Source organism: Streptococcus cristatus (genome assembly GCF_003943515.1).
GTDB lineage: Bacteria > Bacillota > Bacilli > Lactobacillales > Streptococcaceae > Streptococcus > Streptococcus cristatus_D.
The window spans coordinates 1-8,779 of record NZ_RJPT01000019.1; the positions used below are offsets into that span (position 1 = coordinate 1).

Sequence of the window (8,779 nt, forward strand, 5' to 3'; positions counted from 1 at the left end):
TACCATTGTCGTACCATTGTCGGACCAAGGAGCCTTGTCAGAAGATTTGAGCAAGAGACGCGTCAACATACCATCTCCACCGAAAGCTTCATAAGGGATGACTTGGTTAACACCCGCCAAGAATGGACCAGGAACATTTGCTTTTTCTAAGTAGCTAGCTGGAACGTCAATATGGTCTTTAATATTTTTAGTGACTGAGTCTTTGACTGCTTCTTTTGAAATAAGACCGTTCATGTTAACAGTTACATTTTTTGTCGCTACGAGATTGGTCAAATCTGCTTTTCCATCTTTAGCACCATAGACTTTAACAGTCGCTTGGTAAGCATATGTGCCATTGGCGCGAAGTTGGTCCAGAAGGGCTTGCCCGTCTTTACCTGTAGTGTTGCCGTTCAAATCCACTTCGTAGAAGTATTGACCTTTCGCTAAGCCTTCAAGTGGCAAGAGGGCTGGGTTGTTAGCTGTACCATTGTCGGACCAAGGAGCCTTGTCAGAAGATTTGAGCAAGAGACGCGTCAACATACCATCTCCACCGAAAGCTTCATACGGAATGACTTGATTAACACCAGCCAAGAATGGACCAGGAACGTTCGCTTTTTCTAAGTAGCTAGCTGGGACGTCTACTGAGTCCTTAGTATTTTCTTCAACTCCTTTTTTAACTTCATCTTGAGTCGTTATTGATTGAGGAGTAGTCGCTTCAGGGTCCTGTTTTGAAACTACATCAGGAGTTGCCACTGGCTTAACTTCTTCTTTTGGTTTGCTAACTTCTGGCATAACCTCTTCTTCTTTTGGTTTGCTAACTTCTGGCATAACCTCTTCTTCTTTTGGTTTTACAGCTTCTTCATTAGGATCTGAGCTAGACTTGTCTGTAGAATTAGTCTCATCGACTACTTCCTTTGGAGTTGGAGTCGTCTGATTTGCAGTAAGAGCTGAATCTACAGCTTCTTTCAGAACTGTCTCTGGCAACTCATTCTTTTCTACTGATGATGAATCTACTTGAAGAACTTGAGCAGGGGTTGAAGTGAGAACATCTGCGTGTACAGTGTTCGGTTGACCAACTAGCAAAAAGAAACCACTGGCAACTACGACGGAAGCCACACCTACGCTTAAACGGCGGATTGACCAGCGAGTATACTTTTGATTTGAATTGAATTTCATAAGATTCTCCTTTAGGTTTGTTTTTTTGATGACTTTAGTATAATCTCCTAAGATTAAAAATGGTTAAGAAAAAGTTAAAATTTTTCTTAAATCTATCTTATAAAAGGATTATATTGTCATATTGCTCATAAAAAAATAGCTTGAATTCCTTCGCCATAAATTCCCTACTATAATTGACAATGAGTCAAAAAAAAATCCACCACACTGTGGTGAATTTTCTTCTTATGCTTCAAATTCAAATGCTTCAGTTTTTTGCTTGTTTGGCAAAAGGAGCGAGAGCAAAATTCCAACTAGAGCCGGCAGCAACCAAGGTAGAGAAGCTTGAGCAAATGGTAGAGCATTAACCAGATTGAGAATGGCAGTTAGCTTGAATTGTCGTCCCAAAATGCTAGCAAAAGCAATCAGGGTCACCACTGCGATGGTCAACTGCATCCCTGGTTTAGAAAGTGGTAAAAAGCGATTGACCATGACAATCATCACAATCGTAATGGTAATCGGATAAAGAATTTCCAGAACTGGAACTGAATACTGAATAATAGCATTCAAACCAAGATTTGCAATAGCGAAACCAACTAGCGTAAAAATGGTCGCATAAACCTTATAAGATACTTTCGAGAAGGTATTGTGGAAAAATTCGCCAGTTGAGACGATAAGTCCTGCTGTAGTTGTAAAACAGGTCACTGTTACCATAATCGCTAGGAAAATTTGAGCCATCGGCCCAAAGATAGCCTGAGTTGCAGAAGACAAAACAGAGGCCCCTACGTTTGCACCTTTTGGCAAATTCGCTAGATCAAGTGGGAAGTGATTTCCAAGGAAGGCCAAACCGATATAAAGAACGCTAAAGCCCAGCGCCACAAGGATACCCACGATCCAAATAGTAGAAATATATTCTTTTTTATTCTTGAAACCGAGTTGGTTGAGTGTCGTCACAGCAACCACACTAAAGGCAACTGAAGCCAAAGCATCTAGAGTATTGTAGCCTTGAAGAAAGCCTGCCCCGAAAGCTGAAGCAGCATATCCCCCTGTTGCTCCTTGAGGGGCAGTGGAACCATATTTGGCAGCGCCTAATACAATTAAAACTACAATCAAGAGGGCAAAAATTGGTGTTAGATAACGGCCGATACTATCAAGGATTTTTGAGGGATTGAGGGCAATCAGATAGGCCAAAGCAAAATAGACCAGCGTGAAGCCAAGAAGCCAAATAGTATGAGAACCAGCAGGCAACATGGGCTCAATTCCGACAGAAAAGGCAGTGGTCGCCGTCCGAGGAATGGCAAAGAAGGGACCAATTGAAAGATAGAGGGCTACCAAGTAAGCAACCGCAAACCAAGGGGCAATCTTTTTCGAAATTTCATCAATATAACCCTTGGGATTCAAAGTACCTATAATTAAAGTTAAAATGGCAATACCGACACCTGATAGGACAAAGCCTCCAATAGCTGGCCAAAAATTTTGACCAGATTCCAAGCCCAACTGAGGTGGGAAAATCAGGTTACCGGCTCCGAAAAACATTCCAAATAAAAGCAAACCGGTCAAGGATCCTTTTTTTATCATCGTCATCTCCAGTCTTTTTAAGATTTTTCCATTATACCGATAAACACTACTCATTGCAAGAATTTTGAAATAAAAATTGCCTTTTCTCAACCTTAAGAAAATCGCAAAACACAATACGATTTATTACGAATTATCTTTATTAAATTCCGATTTATATCATATATCCAATTTCTTTTTTATTAGATGGACTTATGCTATACTGGTTATAAATTCATTTGCGAGGTTTTAATATGTTACTTCATCTAATCTGGCTCATCCCTGCTGCTATCTTTGCTCTTTTATTCTATCGGGAACCTAGAAGTTTATTCAATGCTTATCTCCTGACCTTCACTCTTATGATGATGGGCATTGTTTTAGCCGGGCTTACGATTGTTAGTCTCGAGCGATTTATTGGTTATACACCAGCTATGATTAGCTTTTATATCCTGCTTTTAGCAATTCCTATTAGTATTTTCGCTTCTACTGCTTATTTGATTTTTAATGGTCGCCAAATGTTGCAGCTAGAGGGGCTTAGATTAGCCAATCTCCTATCCCTTCTCTACGGCCTAGCGATTGTGGGGCTTGGTTTACTGCATTTTCTCGCTCCTCGGTCATTTCTTGCAACTTTGATTTCCCTCGCTGATTTACTACTATTTTACGGAACCTTTCTCTATCTTTCCTATATCATCTATGCATTCTTTTTAAATATTTTTCCAGTCAAGAAAGAGCCTCAGACTATTATTATCCTCGGTGCAGGATTGTTTGGAGATAAGGTGCCTCCCCTGCTGGCTCAACGCTTAGATAAAGGGATAGCCATCTATGAGAAATTTAATCGGAGACCAGTCATCATTGTCTCTGGCGGTCAGGGAGACGACGAGTGGATTTCCGAAGCAGAGGCTATGGCAGGTTATTTGATGGAAAAAGGAGTCCCAGCTGACAGTATTTTCCTCGAAAATAAATCTCGCACTACGCTTGAAAATCTCATATTCAGTAAACAGCTTATGCTATCACAAGGACTGGAGCAAGATCGAGTTCTCCTAGTCACAAATTCTTTCCACGCGCTACGTGCTGGCATCTATATGAAACAAGTCGGTCTCAAAGGTCGCAGCATTGGTTCTCGAACGGCCTTCTATTTCCTTCCTTCTGCATGGATCCGAGAAACCGCTGGTTTGATCCGTATCTACTGGAAATGGCATGCGTTTATCATCGGAATTCTACTGCTTCCCTTCCTTTTCTCCTTATTTCACACATATTTTTCATTGTAAAAAGCCCTAGAAAAAGGTATAATGAAGGTAAGAAAAAAATGGAGGTCCGTCTAAGATGAAATTTACCATTGATAAAAGTTTAGCAGAACTGGGCATCACAAGCGTCGTCCTTGGCATTGCTAGAAACGTCGATCCCCAAGCACCTTTATCAGAGGCTTTTCTCCAGAAACAGAAAGAAGCAGAAAACTGGGCTTTGAACTGCAATTTAACAGAAATCACTGACCATCCGACTATCCAAGGCTACTGTGATTTACTGCAGAAAGTGGGGCGAAGTGTTAAAAAGAACCCGCCAACTGTACCAGCTCTGATCCGCAATATCCAACACCGCGGATCCATTCCAAGGATTAACAGCGTCATTGATATTTATAATGTGGAATCCTTGCATTCTCTCCTGGCTATCGGCGGGCATGACCTTGATAAAATCGGTGATGAGATTGAATTTACTGTCAGTCAGAAGGATGATATTTTCCTCCCCATCTTATCCAAGGAAAAGCACGTGGCTCCGACCGACTATGTCTATCGAGATGAAAAAGGCACCCTTGCTTGGCTTGATGTCCGTGACAGCGACCTTTATAAATTTGATGATAGTACCAAAAATGCCATTTTCATTATCCAAGGAAATGCCCATACACCTGTCCAAATGCGACTAGAAGCCCTTGAACGCATCCATCAGGATTTAGCAGCAGCCATGCCACATCTCGAATTTGAAACCCATGTCATTCAAGTAGAAGATCTTTAAGCAGCTTTTCACCCGACAAGCTTTTGGTTTAAAACTACATCAAAATGATTATTCAAAAAGGAAACTCAAGCGAGCTTCCTTTTTTGTATGTCTAGGCTTCTTTCTTATCCGAAAATTGGCTCATATACAAGTCATGATAGAATCCCTTGTCTGCCAGCAGCGACTCGTGATTGCCCTGCTCAATGATTTGTCCATCCTTGAGCACCAAAATCTTATCTGCTTCTTGGATAGTAGACAAGCGGTGAGCAATGACAAAGCTCGTCCGCCCCTGCATCAGAGTTTTCATGGCCTTCTGAATCAACAATTCTAAACGAGTGTCCACTGAGGATGTCGCCTCGTCCAAAATTAGAATCTTAGGATCGGCCAAGAGCGCCCGTGCGATCGTCAGAAGTTGTTTTTGACCCAGCGAAATATTGCTAGACTCCTGATTCATTTCCATATTGTAGCCACCCGGCAAGGTACGAATAAAGTGATCCACATTGGCTGATTTGGCTGCTTCCACAATCTCCTCATCGGTAGCATCAAGGTTACCAAAGCGGAGATTTTCCTTGATAGTCCCTTCATAAAGCCAAGCGTCCTGCAAGACCATACCAAATTGCTTACGATAGTCTTGGCGGGATAGCTGGCGAATATCGTGGCCATCCACGCTGATAGAGCCTTTAGTCACATCGTAGAAACGCATGAGCAGGTTGATCAAAGTCGTCTTACCAGCTCCAGTCGGCCCGACAATAGCCACCATTTCACCAGGCTGAACTTCCAGATTAAAGTTGCGAATCAGCGGCTTGTCTGCCACATATTGGAAGTCTACATCTTTGAAGCTGACTTGGCCAGTCAAGTCCTTATCTAGCTGGATAGTATTATCCATGACTTCATCTGGCTCATCCAAAATCTGGAAAATCCGATCCAGCGAAGACTTGGCACTCTGGAGCTGACCTGCCAGCTGGGTAAGGTTTTGGATAGGCTGATTGACCTGCCAGACGTACTGGACAAAGGCCTGCATATTCCCGATGGTCAGCTGACCAGCAATAACCTGCAAACCGCCTACCAGAGCTACGATGAGATAGGTTAAATCCGAAATCGCATTAAGGACGGGCATCATGAGCCCTGAGATAAAGCTGGCTTTAAAACCGACTTCCTGCAGATTTTGAGTAATAGCTCGAAAATCCTCAGCTGAAGTCTCTTCCCGACCATAAAGCTTGAGAACATTGAAACCTGACAGATTTTCCTGGACAAATCCATTCATAGCACCCAAAGCATCCGCCTGCTGCTTAAAGTAAGGCTGGGATTTTTTGAGGATGAATCTCGCTCCCAAATAAGTCAGAGGAATGCTGACAATAACGATCAAGGCCAGCTGGAGATTCAGATACAAAACCATTCCGATGACCAAAATCAGTGTCATGACAGCATTGACCACCTGCAAAAAGCTTTGTTGGAGAGCATTTGAGACGGTCTCTACATCACTAGTGAAGCGCCCAATCAAATCACCGAACTGGTGCTTGTCAAAATACGAAACAGGAATTTGATTGATCTTATGACTCAGCTCGTTGCGCATGTCGCGGACAGTACTCTGCACAGCATTGGTCATGAAATAGTTAGAGAAATAGGCACCAATCTCATAAAAGAGGGCACGAATAAAGTAAAGCAGCATGATCCAGGCTACATAGCTGCTATTGATGGCTGCACCGGGTACTCCCTTGGCCATATCCAGCAGATTTTGTGTCAGCTCAGTGATGGCAAGACCTAGGACAAAAGGCTCTAGGACACTCATGACCACGCTGACAATCTTGAGGAAGACTGCAAAAAGCACGGCGGCTTTATAGACTTTTAGATAACCCCATAAGCGGACAAAACTATTTTCTTTCATCTCTTCCTCCTATTCTTCTGTTAGTGATTGGCTGTTGAGCTGGGAATTGGCAATTTCGCGATAGATGGCATTATTTTCCATCAGTTCCTCATGCCGGCCGTGACCCACGATTTCACCCTTGTCTAAGACAATGATTTGATCCGCATCCATAATGGTTCCGACTCGCTGAGCCACGATGAGAACCGTTGCATCCTGCGTCACTTCCTTAAGTCGACGGCGCAAAGTCGCATCCGTCTTGTAGTCCAGAGCCGAGAAGGAATCATCAAAAATATAAATGTCTGGCTCCTTGACCACCGCACGCGCAATGGACAGACGTTGCTTTTGGCCACCAGATAGATTGCTGCCGCCTTCAGCCAAATGCGTCTCGTAGCGTTCTTCTCTGCTTTCGATAAAGTCGCGAGCCTGAGCCACATCCGCTGCTTGATTGAGCTCCTCTGAGCTAGCATCTTCCTTACCATAGCGGATATTTTCAGCGATCGTCCCAGTAAATAGCAGAGCTTTCTGCGGGATAAAGCCAATCTTCTGACGGAGGGCCTTGAGATTATAAGCGCGGACATCCACACCATCCACCAAAATCTTGCCCAAGGTCACATCATAGAAACGCGGAATCAGCTGCACCAAGGAAGACTTACCCGAGCCTGTTGAACCAATAAATGCGATCGTTTCCCCCGGCTTGGCTTGGAAGGAGATATTATGCAGGACAGGATTTTCTGTCTCACCTGGATAGGCAAAGGTTACATTGTCAAATTCCAAATAGCCATGAGTCGCTGTTTCCGTGATCCCATTCTCATTTGGATCGATGGAAATCGGCATATCCATGACTTCCTTCAGCCGCTCGCTAGAGACCGCCGTCCGTGGATACATGGTAAAGAGACTGGACAGGAGCAGGAAGGACAGAAGGGCATGGAAACTGTACTCGATAAAGGCAACCAAATCCCCGATTTTCAACTCGCCGCTGCCCAGAGGCTTGAGGGCAAACCAGACAATGGCCACAATCATGGCAATGATAATCTGCACAAAGAGAGGCTCCGTCAAACCTGTCAATTTAAAGAGACGGTTGGAATTGTCCGCATAGATTTCATTTTCATTAGCGAAGCGCTCTTCCTGAAATTCCTCACGGTCAAAGGCTCGAATGACCCGCAGACCGGTCAGATTTTCTCGAGCATACTGGTTGATCTTGTCTAGCGTCTTCTGCTGCTTTTCAGACAGGGGACGCGTCTTGACCGCCACATACCAGACTACGATTGCCAAAAAAGGCACTGAAATCGCCACGATCCAAGCCATGGACGGACTGGTCAGGAAAATCATGAGGATAGACGACAGCATCATGATAGGCGTGATAGCTCCCATTTTGAGCGTTTGCTCAGCAAACTGCATGAGGACAAAGGCATCACTGGTAATCCGTGTCACCAGCGAAGAAACGCCAATCTGCTCGTACTCATGATGGGAATACTCCTGCAGCTTGTCATAGAGATCATTCCGCATATCTCGCACCATACTGGTCGTTAATTTTCCAGCGGCGTAGGAAAGGACAATCCGCCCCAAAATCCCAAGGATAATAACCAGCAGCATGATAAAGCCCCAGAAATACAGGCGTTCCTGATCGCCCTGGTTAATCCCTTCGTCAATCATGCGCGCCAAAACCGTTGGCAGCCCTAGATTGACCACTACAAAAAAGATGGCCGAAACAAAATCCAGCACCAACCACTTGGGGTAGCGTTTCAAATAAGACCAAATGTAAAGCATAATCCCTCCAATTTCTATAATAATAAAAAAGCACTGAAGAGTACTTTTAGACAGAAAAGAGCGCGCAAATGCACGCCTTATTAAGAATATTATAGCAGAAATATGAAAAAGCGTAAAGAGTTACCAGCATATCTTTTCTTTCGAGTTTGTACTATATTTTAAGAATACGTTATTTAATACAAATTGAATAATTACAAAAAAACCAAGTCGAAAGACTTGGTTTTTTAAATTGGATACCTTATTATTTAAGAGTAATTGAAAAGCACTATATAGATAAACACATATACACCGAAAAAAGCTTAAAATAAGCCTTTATACATTGTAAAATACATCTGCTTTTTGTCGTAAAAATACAAAAGTTTACTACTTATGCCCCTTTTTTGCCCCTCTTTCGCTTGATTTTTCACGCGAAAACCACGCGAAAGCAGACCGACATCACTGTCGGTCTGTCAAGTCCGTCGGAGCGGACATTTTCAT

6 protein-coding genes are annotated in these 8,779 nt (G+C 43.3%); 2 read left to right on the forward strand and 4 right to left on the reverse strand.

Annotation, left to right across the window (positions count from 1 at the left end; genetic code table 11):
• Together D8791_RS10135 and brnQ are read right to left on the reverse strand one after the other, a co-directional pair.
• Window positions 1-1,155 (reverse strand): PavB family fibronectin-binding SSURE repeat adhesin (locus D8791_RS10135; RefSeq protein WP_125447744.1); only part of this gene is annotated, 1,155 nt, incomplete at its 3' end.
• A 222-nt stretch (window positions 1,156-1,377) separates the two neighbouring features.
• A complete protein-coding gene (gene brnQ / locus D8791_RS10140; RefSeq protein WP_125447746.1) occupies window positions 1,378-2,709 on the reverse strand; it encodes a branched-chain amino acid transport system II carrier protein in 1,332 nt (443 codons plus the stop codon).
• Between the two features lie 230 nt (window positions 2,710-2,939).
• Here brnQ and D8791_RS10145 point away from each other — a divergent pair, with 230 nt between their 5' ends.
• Window positions 2,940-3,953: a YdcF family protein gene (locus D8791_RS10145; RefSeq protein ID WP_125447748.1), complete on the forward strand. Its 1,014-nt coding sequence runs from the start codon at window positions 2,940-2,942 to the stop codon at window positions 3,951-3,953.
• A gap of 55 nt (window positions 3,954-4,008) precedes the next feature.
• Window positions 4,009-4,692 (forward strand): B3/B4 domain-containing protein, encoded by a 684-nt coding sequence (locus D8791_RS10150; RefSeq protein WP_125447750.1) that lies wholly within the window; start codon window positions 4,009-4,011, stop codon window positions 4,690-4,692.
• A 91-nt stretch (window positions 4,693-4,783) separates the two neighbouring features.
• On the opposite strand, the gene D8791_RS10155 is transcribed toward D8791_RS10150, so the two are convergent.
• Window positions 4,784-6,556: an ABC transporter ATP-binding protein gene (locus D8791_RS10155; protein ID WP_125447752.1), complete on the reverse strand. Its 1,773-nt coding sequence runs from the start codon at window positions 6,554-6,556 to the stop codon at window positions 4,784-4,786.
• A gap of 9 nt (window positions 6,557-6,565) precedes the next feature.
• Window positions 6,566-8,302: an ABC transporter ATP-binding protein gene (locus tag D8791_RS10160; protein WP_125447753.1), complete on the reverse strand. Its 1,737-nt coding sequence runs from the start codon at window positions 8,300-8,302 to the stop codon at window positions 6,566-6,568.
• Window positions 8,303-8,779 lie beyond the last annotated feature (477 nt).

Excerpts from the sequence above, each read along its gene's own strand:
- brnQ (WP_125447746.1), bottom strand. The coding sequence starts at position 2,709 with ATGATAAAAAAAGGATCCTTGACCGGTTTGCTTTTATTTGGAATGTTT.
- D8791_RS10145 (WP_125447748.1), top strand. The coding sequence starts at position 2,940 with ATGTTACTTCATCTAATCTGGCTCATCCCTGCTGCTATCTTTGCTCTT.
- D8791_RS10150 (WP_125447750.1), top strand. The coding sequence starts at position 4,009 with ATGAAATTTACCATTGATAAAAGTTTAGCAGAACTGGGCATCACAAGC.
- D8791_RS10155 (WP_125447752.1), bottom strand. The coding sequence starts at position 6,556 with ATGAAAGAAAATAGTTTTGTCCGCTTATGGGGTTATCTAAAAGTCTAT.
- D8791_RS10160 (WP_125447753.1), bottom strand. The coding sequence starts at position 8,302 with ATGCTTTACATTTGGTCTTATTTGAAACGCTACCCCAAGTGGTTGGTG.